Here is a 21,293-nt window from a genome sequence, read left to right as displayed (position 1 = left end):
GGCCGGGAAACAAAAAAAGCCGGATCGCTCCGGCTTGATCACTGAATCATGAAGGAATACGATGGTTATCCTACATTTTTTCCGTCTTTATCGAGTTTTACCCTGGCACTCTGACTGCCATTCGCAACTTGCAACTCATAATATTGTGCTTTATCCGGCTCGGTTACCAGGAATGCCTTTTTAACCGTCCAGCCGCTAAACTCGTCACTTTTAATGGTCTTTTTGATACCCTCCGGCAGGTCTTCCGTTTTTACGGCTACCTTCTCTTCTTTGGCTGCTTTCTGCGTCGTCGCCTGTTTATCTGCTGATTGGTCGGCGGTGTTTTGGTTGGCCGTCTGGGCCTGAACAGAAGCAAATGAGATAAGTGTCAGGGCTAATGCCGATACTACTAGCTTTTTCATAAATCCTTGTTTTTTAGACAACTATCAATGTTTTAGATCTCGTATCAATGTTTTAGATCTCGTGCATTCGCACTGTTGCCTGATATTCTAACAGGACTATGCCAAAAGATTTAACTAATTCATTATCAATAATTTATAAATATTCTACTAATTCACTGGTGTTTACCAAACTCCACGTTTTGTAGGATTTTGTCTAAAAAAACCCTCATAAACGAAAACTGCCCGCACTGATAGCGCGGGCAGTTTGGGACTGAAATTCAGGTCGGATTACTTATCGTAGCCCGGGTTCTGAACCAGCTTCGCATTACGGTTTATTTCATCGCGGCTGAATGGGCGGAAGTACATTTTATCCACCCAAGTGCGGTTTTCGTGCGATTTGTCCTCCGTCGGCGTGTAAGTATAGTCGTACACGGTCGGATCGTAGTGGTACGGCTCCCTCATCGACTTGCCTGGCTTGAATTTGCCGATCACGGTGATGAATTGCAACGGACGGCCCAGTGTGGTAGGCGCGATCATCCAGCGGCGTGCATCGTGGTAGCGCTGCTCTTCGTAGGCCATTTCAATGCGTCTTTCGTGACGGTAAGCATCACGCAATGCAGTGCCTGAAACTTTCAATGCAGGCATCCCGGCGCGGAAACGGATTTTGTTCAGCAGGTCAAGCGCTACCGCATCCTGGCCAAGCTCGATGCTCGCCTCGATGTAGTTGAACGCCACCTCGGTTACGCGGATGAACGGCCAAGGGATGTTCTGGCGGTCGGTGTTGTCATACAATGCAGGGTTCGGGTCGATGAACTTGCGCATGTAATAGCCTGTGCGGCTTCCGTTCCAGTCTTCGATCGTGCTGCTGCGGGTATCCAGTCCTTTGCGGTTGAAGAGCGCCCCTTTGTCATCCAACAGGTCGTATGAGCCGGTTTGGATCTGGTTAGCAGGGTCTTTCGCGTCGGATGGACGTGGCTTCCAGGGCGCACCGTCGTACATGACCGTTGCATAGAAACGCGGGTCGCGGTTCACATACGGGCTGGCTTTGTGGGTCGGGTTGGTCCACGAGAACTTCGTTCCGTCCATCATTTCGTAGTCGTCCACCAGCAAGCCTATCGGCGTGTTACCCGCCCAGTTGTGGTAGCCGTTCGGACCGTTGTTCAAACCGGTCTGACGTGCACCGTCGGAGGTTTGGCTCGGCGTGAAATAACGTCCGAAGATCACATCCTCACCGCCGGCAGCGTCGAGAGACTTGTCGGCGCTGTAACCCGCCATCGCGATTGAAATGTAGTTGATCTTGCCTTGCTCAGGTGTTACCGGCGCGGTCAGGTTCAGTTTATAACCTGCTTTGGCATCCATTGCAGCCTTAGCAGCAGTTTGCGCAGCCTGCCAGCGCGCCTTTCGGTCGCCGGAAGTGTAGCCGAAGAATTCAGGATTGGTATACCCGGCCAGCACAGCAGATTTTGCTTTTGCGGTAGCCACATCGTGCAGGTCGCTCGCAGCGTAAAGCAGCACGCGTGATTTCAATGCCAATGCAGCCACTTCCGTAGCACGGCCTTTCTGCTCGGTTTTGCCTTTCAGCAATGCAGCAGCGCTGTCGCAGTCGGCCGCAATGAAGTTCACACATTCTTCCCATGTGTTACGAGGCACTGAATAGTCCTCGTTCAGCTCGTATACTTTCGTGATGAGCGGAACGGAGCCGTAGTAGCGGAGAAGCTGCTGGTAGTAATATGCACGCAGGAAGTGCGCCTCGCCTTTCAATCGGTCTTTCAGGGTTTGATCCGCGAAAGTCGAAGTCGGCAGCTCCTGGATCGCCTGGTTAGTGGCGCGGATGCGGGAGTACATCGGGCTCCATCCGTAGGTATCATCCACCCAGCCCAGGTTGGAAGGGCTCAAACTTCCTTCGTTGATCGTGTTGATATTGCGGCCTGTGTGGGTAAATACAGCCTCATCAGTGAGCGACGCCAGCATTTGCTCGCTGAATCCGCCCTGCTGCAATCCCTGGTAAATGCCCGTCACAAAACCTTCGGCCAGGGCACCGTCTTTCCAAACCTCTTCGGTCGGGATTTCGGTGGGCGGCGTTACATCCAGAAAGTCAGTGTCACACGACACCAGCCCGGTTGTTGCCAGCGCCGCCAGAAAAATCCAATTTTTATAACTCAGTTTCATTTTTTTAGTCTTAGAAAGTTACACGTACACCTGCATTAAGAACTCGCGACTGCGGATAGTATTGTCCGTTGGTCGAAGTTGCTTCCGGGTCCCAGATCTTGATCTTGTCGATCGTGAACAGGTTCAAACCGTTCACATACACGCGCAGGTTGCTCACGCCGATTTTCGAGCCCAGTTCCGAAGGCAGGTTATAACCCAGTTCGATGTTTTTCAAACGCAGGTAATTATTGCTTTTCAGGTAATAGGTGTTGGCACCTGGTGAGTCCGCATTGGTGAGGTTGGTATAATACGTATTGTTACGGTTAGCAAGGCGTGGGTCTGTCGAGCTTGGGTTGTCGATTGTCCAACGGTTGTCGTAAGCGTATTTCAGGTAGTTACCAATGTCACCCGACTCGGTCTGTCCTACATATTGCAAACCTCCCGCAGCACCCTGGAACAGGATCGACAGGTCGAATGCCTTGTAGCCGAGGTTGATGTTCACACCACCGGTGAATTGCGGACGGTTGGTCTTTTCCGACCGTACCATATCATCCTTCGTGATCTTGCCATCGCCGCTCACGTCCTTGAACTTCATATCGCCCGGACGCAGCGTACCCGTGATACCGGAGTAGTCGATCGTGTTGGCATCGATCTCCGCCTGATCGCGGAACACGCCGTCGTACTGGTAAGCCAGGAATGCCTGGTACGGACGTCCGGTTGTAAACTGGTAAGAAGGCACACCCGGTGTTTCGTTCCAGTATTTGATCGTGTTTTTGGCATAACCACCATTCACACCTACCGAGTAAGTAAAGTTGTCGACGCTGCCATCGTAGCTCACCTTGAATTCAAACCCTTTGTTTTGCAGCTTTCCGAGGTTTTCGGGAGGAAGCTTGCCATCGATACCCGCCGTAGAAGGCGTAGAACCTGTTTTCGGGATCAGGATGTTCGAACGGTTATTGATGAAGTAGTCGATCTCAAATGCAATGCGATCTTTCCACAATGTACCTTCGATACCGAAGTTGCTGTTGTTGGCCACCTCCCAGGTGAATTGGTTGTTGGCAACACGGGTTTCAAGCAAAGTCTTCACAACCTGATCGTTGAGAATGTAGGTTCCGAAGCCCATCGTGTTCAGGTATTGGTATTCCGCCAATGTTTCGGTACCGAGCAGATAAGGCTCTGCACCCATCTGGCCCCACGATGCACGCAGCTTCACGTTGTTCACGAAGCGGATATTGTTTTTCCAGAAGTCCTCTTCGGAAATACGCCAGCCCGCCGACACACCCGGGAAGAATCCGAAGCGGCCCTGTTTCGGGAATACATACGAACCATCCGCACGCCACAGGAACTCTGCCAGGTATTTCTCCTTATAGTTGTATCCCACGCGACCAAAGTAGCTCAAACGCGCTCTTTTGAACAAATCACCGTTGTTGGTGCCGGAGTTACCGATGTTCTGCTCGGGCGTACCACCTGCGAAAAGCTGGTCAACAACCGGAGAGATGAAGTAGCGGCGGAATGCGAAGAAACCGTCAGCATCCACTGTTTCGCGCTGGATACCTACCATCGCATTGAAATTGTGCGAGCCGAATGTCTTCTCGTAGGAAGCCTGGCCGGTAAGCTGGATCGAAAGCTCCTGTGAAGAAGTTTCGGTGAGGCGGGGATCGTTGAATGTCGAACGGATTGCGCCTGTGAGTACCGGTGTTACACCGTCGGCTTCGTAGCTGCGTTTGTCCCAGTTATAAAGCGTCCAGGGCTTCTGGAACGATTTCTGGCGACGGATCTGCTTGTCAATAGCGGCCATTGCCGTCACTTTCAGGCCTTCCACACCCGGAATCTGGATGTCCAGTGAACCGTTGGTCTGGATGTAGTCGCGTTTGTCGTGGTTGTAACCGGTCGTGTTGGTCGTGATTACCGCCGGGTTCTGTCCGTTTTCGATGTCGGGACCAGGACGGCCATCCGGCCAGATCGCGATTTCGGTAGGCTTACCGCGCATGAGCATACGGAAAATGTCGCCTGCGCCACCGCCGTTCGGGAAGCGGCGGAACTCTTCGCGCAACACTACGCCGAGGTTGGCAGTAACATATTTGTTGATCTTCGTGTCCAGGTTCACACGCATGTCGTATTGCTTGTAACCGGTCGCAGAGTTTACATAGTTACCCTCCTGGTTGATATAACCCAATGACGCAAGGTATTTGATGTTCTCGCTACCGCCGGTCAATTGCAGGTTGTGGCGCTGCTGCGGCGACCAGTTGCGGATCACCGAACCGTACCAGTCGGTGTTCGGGTGCGTGAGCGGATCGGTCCCGCTGCGGAATTTTTGAAGGTCGGTCGGGGTAAATACCGCATTCAGCACATTGCCATTGTCGGTGCGGGTGTAGGCACCGTTGGTGTTGAAGCCTTGCAATGCACCGCCCCACTGGCTTACCGGCAGGTTATCGTAGATCTGCAATTCATTGCGGATCGTGGCATATTCCGCCGCGTTCGACATTTGAGGAATACGTGTAGGCTGTGCAATACCGAGGTTCAGGTCGTACGAAAGCTGTGGCTTGCCGCTTTTTCCGCGTTTGGTGGTAATGAGGATTACCCCGTTACCCGCACGCGAACCGTAAATCGCCGCCGCCGCATCTTTCAGTACCGAAATACTCTCGATGTCGGCAGGGTTCAGACGGTCCAGACCACCGGAACGGTTGGGCACACCATCCACCACGATGAGCGCATTGCTGTTACCCAGGGAGTTGGTACCGCGGATGCGGATCGCCGAGCCATCATAGCCGGGCTCGCCGCTCGCCTGCACCGCCGAAACACCCGGCAACCGGCCTCCCAATGTGTTGGAAAGGTTGGTTGAAGGCGCTTTTTGCAGTTCAGCACCTTTCACGGCCGTCACCGAACCGGTAAGGGTTGCTTTTTTAGCAGTACCATAACCCACAACCACGACCTCGTCGAGCGCTTTGGTATCTGCCAACATCTTCACGTCCAGGCTCGTTTTGTTGGCCAGTGGAATCTCCTGCGTAATGTAGCCGATGAACGAAAATACGAGCGTTGCCGTACCCGGCGCATTCACTGTGTAGTTACCTTCGATGTCGGTGACCGTCCCTGCGGAGGTCCCTTTTACCAGGATACTCACCCCGGGCAACCCCTGCCCTTGCTCATCATTCACTTTTCCCTTCACCGTTACATCCTGAGCGTATGCACCGGTCATGACCAACAGGGTCAACAGAAGGGAGTAAAAATACCGCGTTAGGCTACGGTACTTTTCCCGTTCAGAAATCCTCATAGATTAAGTATAGATAGATAGTAGATAGTTAAAAAAATTATAAAAAAATGAAAAGATATTACAAACCGGGTTCCATGCATAAGCCCTTGTTTTTCAACAAGTCAGAGAAGTGTCTACCATACACAATTTATCTTACTAATAATCTTTAAAGTCCTATTTTAACAAAATCGCTCGTAACCGATTGGCGATTTACTTATACTTAAATGGGAGGCTAAACTGGAAAATGTTATATTTCTTGCTCCGGCAATACCGAGGTAGGCAATGTGAGTAACCGGATGTACAAAAAGATATGAAATTATTTACATAAACAAGCATTCCTGCTTTCTGACTATGTTTTCTTGGAAAATAACCACTAGTTACTTGACGTATAGCAGTAAGCGGTGCGCAGTAATGGAAACTAGTTGGACACAAAACAAAAAACCGCTTCCATTCGTTGGAAACGGTCTTTGATGAGATAATAATACCAATTTTGCCGAAACTAACCTGATTTTTGCCAGACGCGAACAAACGCAGTTGTGCAAACGTTTGCGTCTTGTAAAAATTATATTATTGAAATTAAAAAGCGATTAACGAGCCGTCCAGCCGCCATCCACCGCGAGCACCGATCCGACCATATAACTAGCCGCATCGCTGGCGAGAAAAATAGCGGCGCCCTGGATTTCTCGCAGATGTCCCCAGCGGCGGAGCGCCGTTGCGCCCAGGATGATATTGCGCGCATCTTCGCTTTCTGCGATGGGGATGTTCATTTCAGTAAGGAAGGGGCCGGGGCAGATCGCATTCACCATAATGTTGAATGGCGCGAGTTCGAGTGCCAATGCGCGGGTCATTTGCACTACCGCCCCTTTGCTGGCCGTGTAGGGCGTTCGGTTGGCAAGCCCTACGAGCCCTAGCGTGCTTGCGAGGTTGATAATGCGCCCGCTTTGCTGCTTTTTCATGTGCGGCACCACTGCCCGGCAGGCCAGCCAGGTTCCGGTTACGTTAACGTCCATCACCAGTTTGAAATCCGGCACCGCGAGTTCATCAATGGGCCCGCGGATATTGATCCCGGCGCTGTTGATGAGGATATCGATTTTCCCGAAACTTTCAAGCGCAAATGCCACCATCGCATTCACTTCCGGCTCCGATGTAATGTCGGCTGCGTAAGAGAGCACGCGGGTACCAAACGAAATGCAAAGCTCCGCCGCACTGCGCTCGCCGTCCACGGCACTTCTGTTGACCAGCAGCATGTCGCAGCCCGCCGATGCCAGTCCGGCCGCCATCGCCAGCCCGAGGCCCTTGGAACCTCCCGTGACGATAGCGACCTTCCCCCTGAGGTCAAATTGCCTGATGCCAGGCAGAACGTCCTGCACCATGGCGATTAATACTGATGGAATGCTTTGGAAACGAAGCCCAGCACTTCCGGCAACGACTCGCGCCAGTAGGTCCAGGTGTGCCCGCCTTCGCGTATGCGGAACTCGTGCGGGATCTCCTTTTTGCGTAATGCAATGTGCACGAGGCTGTTGCCTTCATACAAAAAGTCATCGTCACCGCAGTCGATGTACCAGCGCACGGCCTTTTTCTGGTCGTCGGGCATGTTGTTGATCAGCGCCAGGGCGCTGTGGCGGTTGTAATAGCGCTCGGCGGTCGAGTCGGCGATATTGGGATTGTTTCTCAGCAGGTTCTTCCTGGCATCGTCGAGCGTAATCGGTCCTGTGGAGGCGCTGAGCGGGCATGCGGAAGAAAACAGTTCCGGGTGGTGCAATGCGTACATAAAACTGCCGCCGCCGCCCATCGAAAGCCCGGCAATGGCCCTGAACCGCTTTTCGCTTTTGATCCGGAATTTCTTTTCGACATGCGGCATCAGCTCGGTAAAAAAGAAGTCCTCGTAGTTCCAGTCGCCTTTTACATCATTGAAATACCCCCTCCTACCCGTATTCGCATCGGGCATGACGATGATCATCGGGGTGGCTTTACCCTCGCTGATCGCCTTGTCGGCGATGTGCAGCACTTCGCCGAACTGCACCCAGCCGGTATGGTCGTCGCCGGCACCGTGGAGGAGGTACATCACCGGGTAACTCCGCTCGGAGGTGCCGTAGTCGGGCGGCAGGTAGATGGCGTATTTGCGGTCGGATTTAAGCAGTTTGGAAGGTACCGACAGGTTATCGAGCACCTTGCCCGTTTGCGCAAGCGCAGGAATGGCCAGCAACGCAGCCAATGCAATCGTACAGATGATCTTCATATTATTTTTTCTTCGTTTTCATCGCCACCGGGTCCCAATGGATGATTTTTTTACTGAAATAGCTTTCGTTGCAAGCGAGTACCGGCGCCGCGGCCCTGAAACCGAACACAGGGTCTTCAATCGTCCCCAGGCTTCCTTTTTTCACATTTTCAAAGAAGTCTTTGAAATGGTTGGCGTGTGCATCGTCCTCTTTCGGCGCTACAAACCGCACTTCTTTGACAGGCTCCGCTTTTCGGGTGTCTTCCGGGTATTGCGCGTCGTATTGCTTTTTGAACTCCTTCTGCTGCGCTTCCGAGAATGTGTTAAAGCTATCGTAACCGCCCATTCCGGGCGCTTTCGGCAGTTTTTTCTTGGTAAGCACCAGGTTGTTCTCAGTAAATTCGATCTGTCCCTCGGTGCCGATAATGCGGGTGTTATTTGCAATGGCACCTGCATTGGCGAAGTTCACGCGGAGTACCATCTGGAAGTTGGCGTGAATGTCCGTTTTCGGGTAGTCGAGGATGGATACCAGCACGTCGGGCACATCGCGGCCATCATTCCAATAGCTCAGCTCGCCGGAAGACATTACACGTTCCGGCCCGAGCGAGTTGGTGACGAAATGCACGCCTGTGATGAGGTGCACAAAAAGATCGCCGCCGACCCCGGTACCGTAATCCTGGTAATTTCTCCACCGAAAAAAACGTTTCGCATCAAACGGGCGCTTGGGGGCGTCGCCCAGGTAGGCATCCCAGTCGACGGTGCTGGGCGAGGCATCGGTGGGAATGGAGTAGTTCCATGCGCCGATGGCATTGAAACGGTCATTGTTCGATTCCACATAATTGATTTCACCGATTTCCCCAGCCTGGAACAGCCGCTTGGCCTCCTTGAAAGACGCCGAGCTGATCCGCTGGCTGCCGACCTGCATCGTTTTGCCCGACTTTTTCCAGGCGTCGATCACCGAAATTCCTTCGTTGATATGGTGCACCATCGGCTTTTCGCAGTATACATGTTTGCCGGCCTGCAATGAGGCTTTAGTGATGTGGTCGTGCCAATGGTCGGGGGTTACCACGAGCACCGCGTCGATATCCTTCCGTTCGAGGATCTGGCGGTAGTCGCGGGTGGTGAAAATGTCTTTTCCGTAAAGCTCCTTCACACGGGTAAGGCGGCCGTCGTACAGGTCGGCGGCGGCTACGAACTCCACGTCCTGCGAGCTGCGCAATGCGGCCTTGGTGTCGCTGTGCCCCTGGATACCCATGCCGATTGTCGCGAAGCGGATCTTGTCGTTAGGACTGATTTTTTTGAGGTCTTTGATAATGTGAAAAGGTTTGGCAAAACTTTCCGTGGCTAACAGTGCAGACGCGGCTGTTACATTTTTAATAAAATTGCGGCGATCAGGCTTCATTTGAAGTGTTTCAAAGGTTTAAGAAGATGTTTTCCCCTAATTTAAACAATTCGGAATTTGTTGCGCCGCCAAATTAAAAATATGTACATTTTGCCACCTTATTCCTCACTCTACTCACTTAACTAACGTTCCGATGCACGCCGAGCAGCGAAAAAAACTGATTAATGAATTGACCGACCTCATCCGGGGCGGAAACGCACACGTCACACTGGAAGAAGCCATCACCGGCGTTCCCGCGCATTTGCGCACCGTCATTCCCGACAACCTGCCGTACAGCATCTGGCAACTGCTGGAACACATCCGCATTGCCCAGAAGGACATCGTCGATTTCTCGATCTCGAAGGATTACAAAACGCTCATCTGGCCGGACGAATACTGGCCACAGCCGACCGATAATGTGAGCGACGAGCAATGGGAAGACAGCGTTGCGGAAATCAACGACGACCAGCGCCGGTTTTTCGACCTGCTGCGCGACGAGTCGAAAGACCTTTTCAGTCCGTTGCCATGGGGAAGCGGGCAGAATATCGTGCGCGAAGCAATGCTGATCGCCGATCACAATTCCTACCACATTGCCGAGATCATCGTAGCGCGGAGGCTGCTGGGGATCTGGAAATAAGGCATTCAAGAAACGCCTGCCGGTGCGCATACCGGCAGGCGCTTACAATTCTTCGATCACAATATCTTTGTAATACACCTTGGCTTTCCCGCCGCCGTGGATTTGCAGTCCTATGAGGCCTTTCTGAGGAATGGATTTATCGGGCTCCTGGTAATCGATGGTTTTTGTCCCGTTCAGGAATAGCTGGATATGGCCGTTCTTGCTGTGGATTTCGTAATTATTCCAGTCATTCCGCTTCACGAGTTTTTCCACCAATGCGGAACCCGGGGCGATCAGCGTTTTATTCCGCCTCGATTCATCGTAAAGGCTTGCCCAGTATTTGTCACCGAGGTCGGCCTGGTAGCCGGTCATTTCGTAGGCCGGGTTGGCGAGCCGCACGCTGTGGAACTGCACGCCGGTGTTGATGAAGCCCTCGTGGCCGGTAAGTTTGAATTTTACTTTGAGAATAAAATTGCCATATTCTTTCCGCGTACACAGGAACTCGTTATGCGGAACGGTCTCTTCCAATGAGCCACCGGCAATGCTTCCATTCTCGATCTTCCAGGTTTTCACCGTGTCGCCTTCCCATCCGTTGAAAGTCCGGCCGTCGAAGAGCGCTACCGGCTTACCGGGGGCAATCATAATGCAGCCCGCAAATGCGAGCGTTGCGGCGCAGGTGAAATAGAACGGAAGCTTTCTCATGACGTGGTCGGTTTCGTGCTAGTATAGTTTTTTCCAATGATGGGAAAAGAGGTTTTGAGTAGATTTTTACTTTACAGGCATTTGCGCAAAAATCGGACTGGACGCTTTGAACGTATGTTTTCCGCGATTGACAACCGAATGTTACTTTATAGCTAATATCCGTATTTTTACAGGGTGCGGCGGTAACCGACAAGCCCCGTACCTAAAAACAGAGGACATTTTTTTAACAATGACTGATACCCTTAATGCGCGTAAGGACGATCTGCTGCTGGCGATCGAGCGGTTTAAACTTGTGGCAAAAGCTACCCATGACGTAATCTGGGATTGGGACCTGGAAAGGGGCACCTTGTGGTGGAATGAGGGTATGCAGGAAATTTTCGGGTACCGCCCCGAAGAAGTCGAAGGCGGGCCCAACTCGTGGTTTGACCGTATCCATCCCGACGACCAGGATGAGGTTATCAAAAAAATCTACGAGGTAATCAACCAGGGAGAGAGCAACTGGTCGGATTTTTACCGGTTCCGACGTGCCGACGGCTCGTACGCGCACGTGCACGACCGCGGCTACACGATCCAGATCAACGGAAAGCCGGTGCGGATGGTCGGTTCGATGATGGACATTTCCCGGCAGCTGCGGTCCGACAGAGCCCGGGAAGAGAGTGAAGAAAGCCTAAAATTCGCCATCCAGGCCGCCCAGCTCGGCACCTGGAACCTCAATCCGATCGACCGGACGGCGCTTTTCAACGACCGCTGCAAGGAGCTCTACGGCTACCCGGCCGAGGCGGACATGTATTACGAGCGCCTGGTGCAATTTGTGCACCCCGCCGACCGCAGCCGGGTGATCGACGCGATCGAGCGGGCGCTAGACCCTTTGCAGCGCACGCCCTACGATGTGCGATACCGGGTTAACGGCGCCACAGACCGCAAACTTCGCTGGCTGCATTGCACCGGCCAGGCGTATTTCGATCAGGAAGGTACGCCGTACCGGTTTTCAGGCATTTCGCGTGAAATAACTTCCGAAGTCACCAGCCAGGAAAAAATCGCCTGGGCCGACCAGCAGGCCGCGATGACTATTGAAGGATCGGGCGCCGGTTCATTTATGGTTACGCTGGCCACGAACGAGATCATTTACTCGCCTACTATGGCGCATATCATCACCGGCAGCGAAAATGCGAACATGACGCGCGAACTGCTGCTGGAAAGCCTCCACCCGGAAGATGTAGGTATCCGGAACAATGCGTATGCCGAGGCCGAAGCGAGCGGTGAATTGCGCTACGAGGCGCGGTTTGTCTGGAACGACGGCTCCGTGCATTGGGTGCGCGTGCTGGGCCGCTATCTCTACGACAGCACGGGCGAGGCCATTTCGCTATCCGGCATCGTGATGGACATTACGGACCGGATCGAATCGGAACAGCGGCTGAAAGTGAATGAAGAGCATTTGCGGACGCTCATTGAACAGGCACCGGTAGCGACGGCATTATTTGTTGGAAAAGATATGGTGATCGACATCCCCAACGAGGCGATGCTGAAAGTTTGGGGAAAAGGGCGGTCGGTGATCGGCAAACCGCTGCGCGACGCACTGCCCGAGCTCGAAGGCCAGCCATTCCACGCGATCCTTGACCGGATTTACCAGTCGGGAGAGGCGCATTCCGAGCAAGGTGCACGGGCCGACCTGGTAGTCGACGGCCGGCTGCAAACGTTTTATTACGACTATACTTACAAACCCCTCAAAAACTCGCGCGGGGAAGTGTACGCGATCCTCGACATGGCCGTAGACGTTACCGAGCAGGTGATTTCACGCCAGGAACTGGAACGAAGCGAAGAGCGCTACCGCCAGCTTGCCAGCGAGCTCGAAAGGCGCGTCCGCCAGCGTACGGACGAGCTGCACCAGGCCAACATCGAGCTGGTGAATTCAAATAATAACCTGCAACAATTTGCCTACGCCGCGAGCCACGATATGCAGGAACCGCTGCGCAAAATCCAGTCGTTCGGCTCCCGGTTGCTCTCGACCTATTCCGATAAGCTCGACGACAATGGCAAATACATGCTCAACCGCATTCAGGACGCTTCCAAAAGAATGTCGGCGATGATCGACGACCTGCTGGCCTACTCACGGCTTACCACTCGCGAAGGTGAATTTACGCCGGTAGAGCTTGGAGAAATCGTTACATCGGTCCTGGCCGACCTCGAAATTTCCATTCAGGAACAAAAAACGGAAGTAATCGTAGAAGAAATGCCGGTAGTATGGGGCAATGGCGCGCAGCTGACGCAGCTGATCCAGAACCTCGTGAGCAATGCCGTCAAATACCGTCTTCCCGAGCAGCATTCGACGATCCGCATTGCCTACCGCGATGTGGACGCGGCCGAAAAAGAAACGCTGCCCAAGCTCCTGCCCGACCACCACTACATTCGCCTCGAAGTAAGCGACAACGGGATCGGTTTCGACGAGATTTACCTCGACCGCATTTTCCAGATGTTCCAGCGGCTGCACGGGCGCAGCGAGTTTTCGGGATCGGGCATTGGGCTGGCATTGTGTAAAAAGGTGGTTCAGAACCACCATGGCTACATTACCGCCAAAAGCCAGCCGGGCCGAGGCGCCACTTTTATCGTATACCTGCCGCAACCGCTTTGATGCGGCAGGGTTATTTTTGCCAAACGTCCGCGAAATCTTCGGGATGGCGGCGGAATTGCCCGTGCACATATTCGCACAGCGGCATAACCTGCAATCCGTTCTCGCGCGCGTAGGCCACCATCGCATCCAGCATTTTGCGTGCAAGCCCGCGGCCTTCCATCGCAGGGTCTACTTCGGTGTGGTATACCGTAAGGGTCGTTTCACTCAGCCCGATCACCATTTCGCCCACCTGCTTGCCGTCTTCTTCCACATAAAATTCCCCGCGGCGGCGGTTATCGAGTTTGAATTTGATCTCTGCCATAAATTTTTGTTTAAAGTGCATATCGCTCCCGGCAAATATATCCATAATTTTGCCGCCCCAATCTCCTTTCGCCATGAACGTCTTTCCGGTTTCCAATTCCAATCTTTCGCCCTTTCACCTCGGCCAGTTTATTCAAAAACACTATTTCCCCGGCCAGGATGTGGAATGCAGCATATTAAAAACCGGCATCAGCGACACTTACCTGGTTACGACGCCTGAAAACCCCTACATTTTCCGGGTATACAGCCATCAGTGGCGCACACGCACCGAGATCGCGGAAGAACTGCGGCTTTTGACACACCTCCGCAAGCACGGCATTGCCGTTTCCTACCCCATTGCGGACCTTGCAAACACCTGGATACAAAGCTTTCAAGCGCCCGAGGGCGAGCGTTTCGCGGTGTTATTCTCCTATGCGGAAGGTAAAAAAGTGCTCAATTTTGATGCTGAAACGCATTTCCGGGTGGGCGAACTGATGGCGCAAATGCATTTACTGACAAAAGATTTTGCGCTGCAACGCGTCACCTATTCCGAAAAGGAGCTGCTCATCGACTCCCTCGCGCAGGTCGGCCGCTTCCTGCCCGCCGACACCGAGGAGATGCAATACATGCAAAAAATACAGAAATACCTGATCGGCGAACTGCAAAATGCCAGCCAAAGCGACCTGCGCAAAGGCGCCGTGCACCTCGACCTTTGGTTCGACAACATGAATGTGGCTTCCGACGGCGGGATTACCTTCTTCGATTTCGATTTCTGCGGAAATGGCTGGCTTTGTCTGGATATGGCCTATTATATGCTACAAATCCATTCTACGGAAAAGGAAGATGCCGAACGCGAGCTCAAAACCGCGCAATTTATGCTCGGTTATGAGTCCGTTACGCCGGTAAGTAATGAGGAAAAACGGCTGATCCCGATATTGGGCATTTGCCTGTATTTCTTCTACCTGGGCATTCAGTCGCAGCGGTACGATAACTGGTCGAATGTGTTTCTGAATGAGATTTACCTCAAAAGGTTTATTAACCTGCTCCTCAAAAAATACTTCGACTATCACCAGCTTGGCGAACCCGCAGCCTCCCGCGATCTGCATTGAAAGCGGGTTTTCAAACCGCCGCTTCCACGATTTTCTTCATCTTCGCGAGGCTCGTCTTCGCCACCTGCAATGCGTCCTGCGCCCAGTAGTCTTTGTTGAATACTTCGAATGACAGGATAATGGGCTTATCCGGATTTTTAAGACTCTGCACCACATTCTTCCAGGGCGCAATGCCGTCGCCCACATACACCCGATCAGCGTCGGTGATGGATTCCCGCGGCGGCGTTTTGGGATAATCGTTCACGTGGAAAATCTCGATGAGAGGCTTGCCTACATCTTTAATCGCATCCATTCCTGAGCCACCTTTGTGCAAATGGTACACATCCATGAGCAAGCGGGCCGATGGGTGCCCCGATTCCACGGCCACGTACAGGATTTCACCCACGCGGCTCAGGTTTTTGGAAAAACCCCACAGTTCCAAATGCGGTACCACGCCGGTTTTGTCGCCCAGTTCGAGGATCGCCCGGTAGCGTTCGGCTACCCGGGCCAGGTCCAGCGACGGGCCGGTTGTTGCGCCCATGGGCGGTGCGGCTACGCGCGGGCAGCCGATGGCCGCAAGTTGCTCCATTTCACCTTTCAGCTGGTCCAATGCCTTCGCGCGTGCGGCCTCGTCGTCGACGATCCAGGTCGCGAAACCAATGGCATCCTCCACTTTCAGGCCCAGGTCAGTGATAATCCGCCTGGCTTCCTGCAATGTACCGCCGCCTTTGAGATAATCCTGCAAAGTGCTGATCCATATCTCGACCGAACCATAACCTGCCTTCGCGGCCATTTCCAGTTCCTTGCGGAAGCCCAGTTTCTGGCCGCGCAGGGTGCTCATATTGAGGGAGTAAATAAATGGCTGTACTTTGGCCCTGGCGGCTTCGGCGGGAACAATGCCCGCTGCGCCCACGGCAGCGATCGAAGATAATGCGTCTCGGCGGTTCATTAATGTATGCTGAATAGTTGACTGATTTAACTGTAAAGCCGCTTTCCGGAATTATTTACCGCAATTCCATGTAATTTGATTTGTCATACCAACCCGATCACACCTCCTATGGAACCGGATAATTATATTATTCCCGCTCAAACCCGCATCGGCCACGTCCACCTCAAAGTAGCCGACCTCGACCGGGCGCTTGATTTTTACTGCGGCATTCTCGGCTTCGAAATCACAACCCGCTACGGCACGCAGGCCGTTTTCATTTCGGCAGGCGGTTATCATCACCACATTGGTCTTAACACATGGTACAGCAAAGGGGCGCCGCCCGCTTCCCCGCAGGGCGTAGGTTTGTTTCACACAGCCATCCTCTACCCTACCAGAAAAGACCTCGCAGCCGCATTGAACCGCCTCATCAAAGCAGGCTACCCGCTTACCGGTGCCAGCGATCATGGCGTTTCCGAAGCATTATACCTGAACGATCCCGACGGCAACGGCGTGGAACTGTACTGGGACAGGCCGCAGGAATCGTGGGAATACCAGCCCGACGGCTCCATCGAAATGTACACACGTAGTTTGAATATCCCCGGATTGCTGGCGGAACTGGATAAGTAATCAGTATTTCATCAGGAGCGTGAGCAACTTGCGGTCCAGCTTGTGGCCGTACCAGTCTTCGTACGCAACATCATCGCGGCGGGAGTCGAGCACGCCGAAGTCGCCGGCGAATTCCCATAGCGAAAAGCCGATGCCGTTCGATGACAGGATGTCGAGCACGTCGTTAAACCAGGCCAGAAAAACCGCGTGCGGCGTTTTATTCCAGCAGCCGCATTCGCCGCAATGCACGCCCACGCCCTTTTTGACGAGCTCAATCCACGGCTTGTAAAACTTTTCCAGCATGGCCCGGCTGAGGTATTGGTCGCCTACCTGCCCGGGCCATTTTGGTTCCGGCACATTGTCGGGATCTTTCGTGGCCCAGGGCGCTTTGTAATGCGAAATAATGCCCGGGTGGTAGCCGCGGCAGCTTTGTGCAATGTCGAGGTCGGCCAGCTCGGGGATGACCGATGTACCTACGTCGTTGCCGTCGGCGATGATCAGGTGTCCCGGGTTTTCCTTCCGGATCGCTTCCGACGCGGCAATCGCGAGTTTGCGGTAAACGTCACCAGGCACCGATGAGCGTTTCGAATGCTGGTCGTTCATATCCGCGCGCATGCTCGGCTCGTTCAGCAGGTCGAAGCTGATCCGTGCAGAGCTCACATTTTTATATTGTTTAGCCCACATATTCCAGTGGAAGCAGAATGCATCGAGGGCTTTCTGGTCGGTCCAGAGGTTGTAGGGTTCGTTAAAACCCGCATTAATGCAGTAACCCGGCGCCCGGTGGAGGTTCAGGCTCACGTGCATGTTGTATTTGTGCGCCGCGGCCACGAGCTTATCGATCCGTTCCACGGCCCGCTCGTCGATCTGGTACACTTCTTCCGGCGTGATGTTTTTGCTGCGATCGAATTTAAGGTAAGCCGGGTAGGCCATCGGAATGCGAATGAAATCGAAGCCCCAGTCGCTCATCCATTTGAGCTGTTCCTCGGTGGTGGGCTTACGGCCTTTGGCGGGGTCTGGCGAAAAGAAATCGAGTAGATTGAAGCCTTTCCATTTGGGCAGCTTGTTCTGCGCTGCCTGGCCCGAAACGGCAAGGCCGGGAGCCAATGCGGCCCCGGCCAGTGCGATGGATGTATTTTGTATGAATGTCCTGCGATGCATGGCAATCGGGAAGTTTTTCGTGGTTACTTCCTATTAAACGCACCGCATGAACGGTTTTACTGCTCGCTAGCGGCTTCTGGAATAGCCCGACCGGCCGTTGAAGTTGTAATACATTTCCGTTTTCCCTCCGGCATCGTCGCCCAGGTACTTCGATTTAAGCCGCTGGTGCAATTCGGCCGGCTGCTTTTCGCCATTCACAATCAGCTCATCGTCAGCCAGCTTGAACGACACATCATCCCGGCTTTTCACAATCCCGCCCTTAATCAGCTCCTCGATTACGCCTTCCTGCTTTTTCACATAAGCTTCCCGTTCCTTTTCGGCCTCCTTTCGCATTCCGTCGGCTTGTTTGCGCTGCTCCTCGGCCAATTGGCGGTGCTTTTCCGCCTGCAATCGCATCTCGTCCGCGTGCTCCCGCTGTTTGGCCGCTTCCACGCGTATCCGGGCGGCTTGTTCCCGGTGCTTTTCCGCTTCCAGGCGCATTACGTGTGCTTGTTCGCGTTGTTTATCGGCGTCACGCCGCTGCACTTCGGCCAGCTTCCGGATTTCATTCGCTGCCTCGCGTTGCTTCTCTGCCTCGCGGCGCTGCACATCCGCCAGTTTCCGCATTTCTTCGGCTTCTGCGCGCTGTTTTTCGGCGAGTTCATGCTGGACTTTAATTTCCTCCATGATCTCGTCGATCTCGGATTGATATTTGGAATAATCACCTTCGGCGATCTCCTGGTCGTCGACCCATAGCGAAACCATTTTACCATTGCGCTTCACGATCTCATACTGCCTGCCGTTACGGGTTACATTATACGTACTGATCCCCTCGCGTGCGCCGCGTACGTTCGCCGAATGAATCGCCATGTCGGTCCGCTTTTTCCGGGGCAGCGTGTCTGGTTCCTGAATAGCCGCAATTTTTTGTGCTTCCGGCGTTTTTAGCTCCGCCATCCGACTCTCCGGCTGCTTAAACACAGCACGTGGGATGGCCGGCTTTTCGGGTGCAGTTGCCGCCGACAACGTGATCGCCGCTGCCAGACTGAATGTTACAAATAGTTTTTCCATGGCATCAAGTGGTTTATTATTGTTATTGATAATGCGTTTGATCCTGTCCAGCAAATGGTTACGCTTTTGGGAAAAGGCCATCTCAAATGTCGGGCGCGACTGGTTGTATTCCTGAAATGATACGAGGGCATGAACGAACGAAGTTTTGTTTTGCATGACACCGATCGCCAGATCATCACAGCAATGCTCGCGCTCCTCGCGGATCAGTTTGGAAATCCACAAAACCGCCGGGTTGAAGAAAAACACATTTTCACAGAAGATCTGGACTAGGTTCACCAGGTAATCGCGCCGGCGGATGTGCGCAAGCTCGTGCAGGAGAATGGCCTCCACCTGCGCCGCCGGCAAATTCGCCAGCATGCCCAGCGGCACCAGCACCACCGGTTTCAGAAAACCGATCACCATCGGCACGGCAATCTGCGCCGATTCCCGCAATTCTATTTCCTGATTCACCTGCATCCGCCCGGCAAGCTCATAGAACCGGACGACCCATTGCATGCCCGGTGCCGATACCGACCGGGTGATCCTGTGCAGATAAAGCAGCCCGCTGGCAGCCTGCAAGGATTTCAATGCAAAAACCAGAAACCAAACCGTCACAATCATCTGCGCATGGGCACTGAAAAAGCCGGTAATGAGCGCTATCCAGTTCGCGTCCGTGGCAGCGACTACCGGGCTTGCCGGATGCTGGAAAATGGCCTGATTAACCCATTCCCGGGCCAGGCCGGTTGTCACCGCCGGTGCATCGTGCGAGCCGCGCAAGGTGAGGTTGAACGTCAGCACGGTGCCGGCAACGAACAGGAGCATCAGTCCTGCCAGCAGATTGTACCGGAAAGCGGGCCGGCTCTTCCGCGTCGTAAGCAGGATCATTCCTGCCAGGATGGCGGCCACAAGCCCCTGCCAGAGCGAATGCATGAGCATGAGGCACATGGCTTCCACCCATTGGCGTGCGGCGGGCTGATCAATGAAGTTCCAATTCATGGCTAACCGGTTTGTGTCGTTTGATAATTACTGATCCAAACTTTTCAGAAAATCCTTGATCTCGCTCAGCTCCTCGGCGGAAGTGTTTTTGTTACCAAAAAGCTGCATCACCAGGCTCGACGCCGAGCCCTTGTACATCGAATCCACGAAGCGTTCGAGCAGTGCGGATTTTGTCTTATCCTCGGGTTCTGCGGGGCTGTAAATATGCTTCATACTGCTCTCATCGCGCATCACAATGCCCTTTTCGGCCATGATCTGCATGAGTTTTAACGTGGACGAATACTGCACCGCCCGCTTCTCTTCATTGAGCTTATCATTCACAAACCGCACCGTCGACGGCCCATGTTCCCAAAGCACCTGCAGTATTTCCAGTTCTGATTTTGTAGGTTCCATTTGCAAGTTTTTCAATCAACCGACCAAAGGTAGGAAATTTTTCGTACGAAAAAATTTTTAGAGGAAATTTTTTAGATTTGATTACACAAAACCACACTACTATGTTCACGAAAAACATCACCCCCAAGACCACGTCGGTGACGATTGAGCTTCCTTCTGACTTCGTCGGGAAGAATATCAAAGTTACTGCGGTGGTTGAACGGATAGAAAAACCTCGTAGGCCAGCTTCGTTGGAGGATATTCACGAAAGATATTCGAGGTTTCCTCGCGTCGATCTGTCAAAATTCAAATTCGATCGAGACGAGGCCAATTACTCTGAATAGCTTTATTCTGAAGATATGTAGCATCAACTCGTAGTCGAAGGCAAGCTGACCATCATCAATCCATTTATAGCATGCTGAGTAACTGAAACGGGTCGTGAAGCACAGTGCTCCACGACCCGTTTCAGTTTTGTATCAAAAAATTACGCTCCCAGTGCCTTCCGCGCGAATTCGACGCATTTAGCGGTTTCTTTCAACGCATCCGAGCCGGCCGGGATTTCATATTCCAGTTCGATGGTAGCCGGGAACTTGTATTTTTTGGCGCGCATCGTTTCCAGCACGGCTACGATGGGGGTATCGCCCTGGCCCCACGGCAGGTTGGCGCCGCCGTTCTGCTTGTTTTTGCGGTCTTTCACGTGCATGCTTACGATGTGGTCGTGCTTCGCTTCCAGTAATGGGAACGGATCGAAACCGGCGGCTACATAATGACCCATATCAAAGTTCATCGCATTGTATTTCGACTGACCGAGCGCGGTGTCCCACCATGTCGGGGTTTGCTGCGTGTGGCCGTGATAGCCGCAATATACCTTGTTTTTGGCCGCGATGTCGCCCAGACGTTTGGTTTGTGCCGGGTCGTTTGGCAGCTCCACGTTGGCCTGGTTGGCGCCCAGGGCCTTGGCGGCGCGGAATGCGTAGTCCACTTCGGCATCGGTATTGTTCGTGCCCAGCGCATTGGGTTTGAAACCGTAAATGCTCACACCGGCATCGTTATACATCTTACGCAGCTGCACAAACTTGTCCATCGACACTTTGGCGCGCCATTCGGCCATTTTCTTGCCATACTCTTTTTGGGCCGCCTTTTGTTCTTCGGTCGGTTCGGGGCGTTTGCCGTCGGGGCCGGGTGTCATGCTGGGGCGCGGTGGGGCTTCGGGCGCTCCTGCGAACAATTCTGCCGTCGGGCCCATGAGCTCGATGGCGCTGATATTCGTTTCGATACAGTATTTCAAAATGTCCTCCGCGCCGCCGGGCAGGCTCCTCCACGAGTAGGTAATGGCCCCCACCTGCACGCCGTTGAACAGCGAATTGGGCTTGCCGAATTTCTTAATGTAAGCCGGTGCGCCGAAAATCGGGGTGCGCGCCATCACGAAACCCGCCGCCGCCAGGGCCGACGTGCCCAGAAAACGGCGTCTTGAAAGGTCTTGGTTTTCCATAGAATCAGGTCGAAATGTGTTTAA

General features: G+C 53.4%; 17 protein-coding genes. 4 read left to right on the top strand and 13 right to left on the bottom strand.

Annotated features, from left to right (window positions below):
• Positions 1–65: 65 nt before the first annotated feature.
• From DFER_RS01485 to DFER_RS01460, 6 genes are all read right to left on the bottom strand, one after another.
• Positions 66–401, bottom strand: a complete 336-nt coding sequence (locus DFER_RS01485) for a hypothetical protein (protein ID WP_012779920.1) — start codon at positions 399–401, stop codon at positions 66–68.
• 267 nt (positions 402–668) lie between these two features.
• Positions 669–2,549 carry a RagB/SusD family nutrient uptake outer membrane protein gene (locus tag DFER_RS01480; RefSeq protein WP_012779919.1) on the bottom strand — a complete coding sequence of 627 codons (1,881 nt, stop codon included), beginning with the start codon at positions 2,547–2,549 and terminating at the stop codon, positions 669–671.
• A gap of 10 nt (positions 2,550–2,559) precedes the next feature.
• On the bottom strand, positions 2,560–5,724 hold the full coding sequence (locus tag DFER_RS01475; RefSeq protein WP_041734626.1) for a SusC/RagA family TonB-linked outer membrane protein: 3,165 nt from the start codon (positions 5,722–5,724) through the stop codon (positions 2,560–2,562).
• 641 nt (positions 5,725–6,365) lie between these two features.
• A complete protein-coding gene (locus DFER_RS01470; RefSeq protein WP_012779917.1) occupies positions 6,366–7,151 on the bottom strand; it encodes an SDR family NAD(P)-dependent oxidoreductase in 786 nt (261 codons plus the stop codon).
• A gap of 5 nt (positions 7,152–7,156) precedes the next feature.
• Positions 7,157–8,017 carry an alpha/beta hydrolase gene (locus tag DFER_RS01465; protein ID WP_012779916.1) on the bottom strand — a complete coding sequence of 287 codons (861 nt, stop codon included), beginning with the start codon at positions 8,015–8,017 and terminating at the stop codon, positions 7,157–7,159.
• A gap of 1 nt (position 8,018) precedes the next feature.
• Positions 8,019–9,398: a Gfo/Idh/MocA family protein gene (locus tag DFER_RS01460; RefSeq protein WP_012779915.1), complete on the bottom strand. Its 1,380-nt coding sequence runs from the start codon at positions 9,396–9,398 to the stop codon at positions 8,019–8,021.
• Positions 9,399–9,531: 133 nt separating this feature from the next.
• On the opposite strand from DFER_RS01460, the gene DFER_RS01455 reads away from it, so the two are divergent.
• On the top strand, positions 9,532–10,014 hold the full coding sequence (locus DFER_RS01455; RefSeq protein ID WP_012779914.1) for a DinB family protein: 483 nt from the start codon (positions 9,532–9,534) through the stop codon (positions 10,012–10,014).
• Positions 10,015–10,056: 42 nt separating this feature from the next.
• Here the strand turns inward: DFER_RS01455 and DFER_RS01450 are convergent, their stop codons facing one another.
• On the bottom strand, positions 10,057–10,695 hold the full coding sequence (locus DFER_RS01450) for a 3-keto-disaccharide hydrolase (RefSeq protein ID WP_012779913.1): 639 nt from the start codon (positions 10,693–10,695) through the stop codon (positions 10,057–10,059).
• Between the two features lie 229 nt (positions 10,696–10,924).
• On the opposite strand from DFER_RS01450, the gene DFER_RS01445 reads away from it, so the two are divergent.
• On the top strand, positions 10,925–13,324 hold the full coding sequence (locus DFER_RS01445) for a PAS domain-containing sensor histidine kinase (protein ID WP_012779912.1): 2,400 nt from the start codon (positions 10,925–10,927) through the stop codon (positions 13,322–13,324).
• 10 nt (positions 13,325–13,334) lie between these two features.
• Here the strand turns inward: DFER_RS01445 and DFER_RS01440 are convergent, their stop codons facing one another.
• Positions 13,335–13,625: a GNAT family N-acetyltransferase gene (locus DFER_RS01440; RefSeq protein WP_041735706.1), complete on the bottom strand. Its 291-nt coding sequence runs from the start codon at positions 13,623–13,625 to the stop codon at positions 13,335–13,337.
• A 73-nt stretch (positions 13,626–13,698) separates the two neighbouring features.
• On the opposite strand from DFER_RS01440, the gene DFER_RS01435 reads away from it, so the two are divergent.
• Positions 13,699–14,712: a phosphotransferase gene (locus DFER_RS01435; protein ID WP_012779910.1), complete on the top strand. Its 1,014-nt coding sequence runs from the start codon at positions 13,699–13,701 to the stop codon at positions 14,710–14,712.
• Between the two features lie 10 nt (positions 14,713–14,722).
• On the opposite strand, the gene DFER_RS01430 is transcribed toward DFER_RS01435, so the two are convergent.
• The gene (locus DFER_RS01430) at positions 14,723–15,640 is read right to left on the bottom strand and encodes a sugar phosphate isomerase/epimerase family protein (RefSeq protein WP_012779909.1); all 918 of its coding nucleotides are present in this window, start codon (positions 15,638–15,640) and stop codon (positions 14,723–14,725) included.
• A gap of 108 nt (positions 15,641–15,748) precedes the next feature.
• Between DFER_RS01430 and DFER_RS01425 the strand changes: the two genes are divergently transcribed.
• Positions 15,749–16,246, top strand: a complete 498-nt coding sequence (locus DFER_RS01425; protein WP_012779908.1) for a VOC family protein — start codon at positions 15,749–15,751, stop codon at positions 16,244–16,246.
• On the opposite strand, the gene DFER_RS01420 is transcribed toward DFER_RS01425, so the two are convergent.
• The 4 genes from DFER_RS01420 to DFER_RS01400 all read right to left on the bottom strand — a co-directional run bounded on the left by DFER_RS01420 (position 16,247) and on the right by DFER_RS01400 (position 21,269).
• The gene (locus DFER_RS01420; RefSeq protein ID WP_012779907.1) at positions 16,247–17,383 is read right to left on the bottom strand and encodes a glycoside hydrolase family 5 protein; all 1,137 of its coding nucleotides are present in this window, start codon (positions 17,381–17,383) and stop codon (positions 16,247–16,249) included.
• A gap of 66 nt (positions 17,384–17,449) precedes the next feature.
• Positions 17,450–19,405, bottom strand: coding sequence for a M56 family metallopeptidase (locus DFER_RS01415; RefSeq protein ID WP_012779906.1), 1,956 nt, complete (start codon positions 19,403–19,405; stop codon positions 17,450–17,452).
• A 27-nt stretch (positions 19,406–19,432) separates the two neighbouring features.
• Positions 19,433–19,798: a BlaI/MecI/CopY family transcriptional regulator gene (locus DFER_RS01410; protein ID WP_012779905.1), complete on the bottom strand. Its 366-nt coding sequence runs from the start codon at positions 19,796–19,798 to the stop codon at positions 19,433–19,435.
• A 463-nt stretch (positions 19,799–20,261) separates the two neighbouring features.
• Positions 20,262–21,269 (bottom strand): sugar phosphate isomerase/epimerase family protein, encoded by a 1,008-nt coding sequence (locus tag DFER_RS01400; RefSeq protein ID WP_012779904.1) that lies wholly within the window; start codon positions 21,267–21,269, stop codon positions 20,262–20,264.
• Positions 21,270–21,293 lie beyond the last annotated feature (24 nt).

The sequence above is a fragment of the Dyadobacter fermentans DSM 18053 genome, assembly GCF_000023125.1.
In the GTDB taxonomy this organism is placed as follows: Bacteria; Bacteroidota; Bacteroidia; order Cytophagales; family Spirosomataceae; genus Dyadobacter; species Dyadobacter fermentans.
Note: the sequence above shows the minus strand (reverse complement) of the source record. Positions and strands in the feature narration are given on the sequence as shown.

Excerpts from the sequence above, each read along its gene's own strand:
- DFER_RS01485 (WP_012779920.1), bottom strand. The coding sequence starts at position 401 with ATGAAAAAGCTAGTAGTATCGGCATTAGCCCTGACACTTATCTCATTT.
- DFER_RS01480 (WP_012779919.1), bottom strand. The coding sequence starts at position 2,549 with ATGAAACTGAGTTATAAAAATTGGATTTTTCTGGCGGCGCTGGCAACA.
- DFER_RS01475 (WP_041734626.1), bottom strand. The coding sequence starts at position 5,724 with ATGACCGGTGCATACGCTCAGGATGTAACGGTGAAGGGAAAAGTGAAT.
- DFER_RS01470 (WP_012779917.1), bottom strand. The coding sequence starts at position 7,151 with ATGGTGCAGGACGTTCTGCCTGGCATCAGGCAATTTGACCTCAGGGGG.
- DFER_RS01465 (WP_012779916.1), bottom strand. The coding sequence starts at position 8,017 with ATGAAGATCATCTGTACGATTGCATTGGCTGCGTTGCTGGCCATTCCT.
- DFER_RS01460 (WP_012779915.1), bottom strand. The coding sequence starts at position 9,398 with ATGAAGCCTGATCGCCGCAATTTTATTAAAAATGTAACAGCCGCGTCT.
- DFER_RS01455 (WP_012779914.1), top strand. The coding sequence starts at position 9,532 with ATGCACGCCGAGCAGCGAAAAAAACTGATTAATGAATTGACCGACCTC.
- DFER_RS01450 (WP_012779913.1), bottom strand. The coding sequence starts at position 10,695 with ATGAGAAAGCTTCCGTTCTATTTCACCTGCGCCGCAACGCTCGCATTT.
- DFER_RS01445 (WP_012779912.1), top strand. The coding sequence starts at position 10,925 with ATGACTGATACCCTTAATGCGCGTAAGGACGATCTGCTGCTGGCGATC.
- DFER_RS01440 (WP_041735706.1), bottom strand. The coding sequence starts at position 13,625 with ATGGCAGAGATCAAATTCAAACTCGATAACCGCCGCCGCGGGGAATTT.
- DFER_RS01435 (WP_012779910.1), top strand. The coding sequence starts at position 13,699 with ATGAACGTCTTTCCGGTTTCCAATTCCAATCTTTCGCCCTTTCACCTC.
- DFER_RS01430 (WP_012779909.1), bottom strand. The coding sequence starts at position 15,640 with ATGAACCGCCGAGACGCATTATCTTCGATCGCTGCCGTGGGCGCAGCG.
- DFER_RS01425 (WP_012779908.1), top strand. The coding sequence starts at position 15,749 with ATGGAACCGGATAATTATATTATTCCCGCTCAAACCCGCATCGGCCAC.
- DFER_RS01420 (WP_012779907.1), bottom strand. The coding sequence starts at position 17,383 with ATGCATCGCAGGACATTCATACAAAATACATCCATCGCACTGGCCGGG.
- DFER_RS01415 (WP_012779906.1), bottom strand. The coding sequence starts at position 19,405 with ATGAATTGGAACTTCATTGATCAGCCCGCCGCACGCCAATGGGTGGAA.
- DFER_RS01410 (WP_012779905.1), bottom strand. The coding sequence starts at position 19,798 with ATGGAACCTACAAAATCAGAACTGGAAATACTGCAGGTGCTTTGGGAA.
- DFER_RS01400 (WP_012779904.1), bottom strand. The coding sequence starts at position 21,269 with ATGGAAAACCAAGACCTTTCAAGACGCCGTTTTCTGGGCACGTCGGCC.